Genomic DNA, 1,835 nt, shown 5'->3' with positions numbered 1-1,835 from the left:
ACCTTGAAACTTCCAGACTTACGCGGGGAGTTTATCCGTGGCTGGGATGATGGACGTGGAGTTGATTCCGGGCGTAGCTTACTGTCGGCTCAGGGGGATGCTATTCAAAATATTGTCGGGACGTTGGGAAGAACCCAGCTATTTCAAGATACGATGTACACTGGTCCGTTTAATCAAATCGACCAGCTAGGTTCCGTTGGTTTGTCTCCTGCTCCCGGCCCTGCTGTTGGATATGGTGCCTGTAACTGGTCTTTTGATGCATCACGCGCAGTCCGCACTGCAACTGAAACTCGTGCGCGAAACATCGCATTTAACTACATCGTGAGGGCTGCATGATGGCTAAAGCTGAATTAAATCAGGACATGATCGCCACGATGGCAGGGGAAATCACCGTGTTTAACTACGATGGTGAGACACGCGAATATCTGTCTTCATGCGTTGAGTATCTCGCCGTGGGGGTAGGTATTCCTGCAAATTCCTGCGTTGATGTTCCGGGAGAGGGTAAAACCGGCTTTGCCATTTGCCGTACAGAAGACCTTTCATCATGGGAATATATCACTGACCACCGTGGTGAAACGGTATACAGCACAGAGACGATGCAACAAGTTGAAGTGACGGCACTGGGGGAATATCCCGAAGGTGCAACGCCCAATGCACCTGCATCACCGTACGATAAATGGGACGGAGAAAAATGGGTCACGGATTCTGCCGCAAAACATCAAGGTGATATTGCTGATGCAGAACAACACCGACAAGCACTCCTCGTTAATGCAGATGACCTAACCTCCGACTGGCGAGTAGAGCTGATGCTAGGCGATATAAGTGAAGAAAATAAAAAGAAATTGTCGTCGTGGATATCTTATAAAGCTGCGGTTAAAGCCGTCGATGTGTCGACGGCTCCTGATGTTAGCTGGCCTGTTAAACCGGCGGTGTAGGCCATTTGATATTTGGTGCAGCGTCAGGAATGACAGCTTGCAATTCCTTTATGTAGGTCAGCCAGAGCATCAGGCTGGCCTTATCTTTATCATTGATAATGCCTAACTGCAGTTCGGTCTGCCATATATTGATCGTTGTTTGCGCCTCTGAAAGTAACGCAACTTTTTGTTGCTCCGCCGCTTCCACGTCCGCCGCGTGCTGCGCTTTAGTATCAATCACCCACTCATTACCATTCCACGTGTCATGATATGTCGCAGGTGCCAGCGTGGTAGTGCCGTCAGGGTAATCCCCCGGTGCTGTGATGACAATCACTTCGCCTGTTTCAGTGCTGTATACCGTTTCACCACGGTGATCAGCCATATATTCCCAAGCTGTAAAATCTGCCTTCCGGCATATGGTAAATCCCTCTTTGTCTTCGCCCGGAGAGTCAATGCATGATTTAGCCGGAATGCCGACGCCGACCGGCAAATATTCAACCGAGGAGGAAATATATTCGCGCGTCTCACCATCGTAGTTAAACACGGTGATTTCCCCTGCCATCGTGGCGATCATGTCCTGATTTAATTCAGCTTTAGCCATCATGCAGCCCTCACGATGTAGTTAAATGCGATGTTACGGGGGCGGGCTGAAACATAAGCCCACCAATCGTAGCGTTGCGAATTTGCCGGACTACCGATCCATTTTTTTCCTTTGATCTTTTCCCATTGTGCTGCGGTTATTACATCGCCAAACCCATAGTCGGATGACCCGATTGAACTGATATCCCCCGTATCATTGTCATCAAAGCCCGAAACAATAGTACCTTCCTGGAATGACAGCAGCCCGCGACCAGCGTCAACCCCACGCCCATCATCCCAGCCTCGGATAAACTCACCGCGTAAATCAGGTAATCTGAGTGC

At 49.6% G+C, this 1,835-nt stretch carries 3 protein-coding genes and 1 pseudogene; 2 read left to right on the top strand and 2 right to left on the bottom strand.

Annotation, left to right across the window (positions count from 1 at the left end):
* Nucleotides 1–336, top strand: a pseudogene (locus tag ACWKXN_RS22385) (phage tail protein); the annotation flags it as partial.
* The gene (locus tag ACWKXN_RS22380; protein ID WP_454544379.1) at nucleotides 336–935 is read left to right on the top strand and encodes a tail fiber assembly protein; all 600 of its coding nucleotides are present in this window, start codon (nucleotides 336–338) and stop codon (nucleotides 933–935) included. The pseudogene ACWKXN_RS22385 and the gene ACWKXN_RS22380, both read left to right, overlap by 1 nt.
* On the opposite strand, the gene ACWKXN_RS22375 is transcribed toward ACWKXN_RS22380, so the two are convergent.
* Both ACWKXN_RS22375 and ACWKXN_RS22370 read right to left on the bottom strand, forming a co-directional pair.
* Nucleotides 919–1,515 carry a tail fiber assembly protein gene (locus ACWKXN_RS22375; protein ID WP_048980215.1) on the bottom strand — a complete coding sequence of 199 codons (597 nt, stop codon included), beginning with the start codon at nucleotides 1,513–1,515 and terminating at the stop codon, nucleotides 919–921. The two genes, ACWKXN_RS22380 and ACWKXN_RS22375, sit on opposite strands and share 17 nt — an antisense overlap.
* A partial coding sequence (locus ACWKXN_RS22370) for a phage tail protein (protein ID WP_454544378.1) occupies nucleotides 1,515–1,835 on the bottom strand: 321 nt, incomplete at its 5' end. The genes ACWKXN_RS22375 and ACWKXN_RS22370, both read right to left, overlap by 1 nt.

This window comes from Enterobacter sp. UPMP2060, assembly GCF_053709655.1.
The sequence above is the reverse complement of the archived record's forward strand: the minus strand, read 5'-3'. Positions and strand labels throughout refer to the sequence as shown.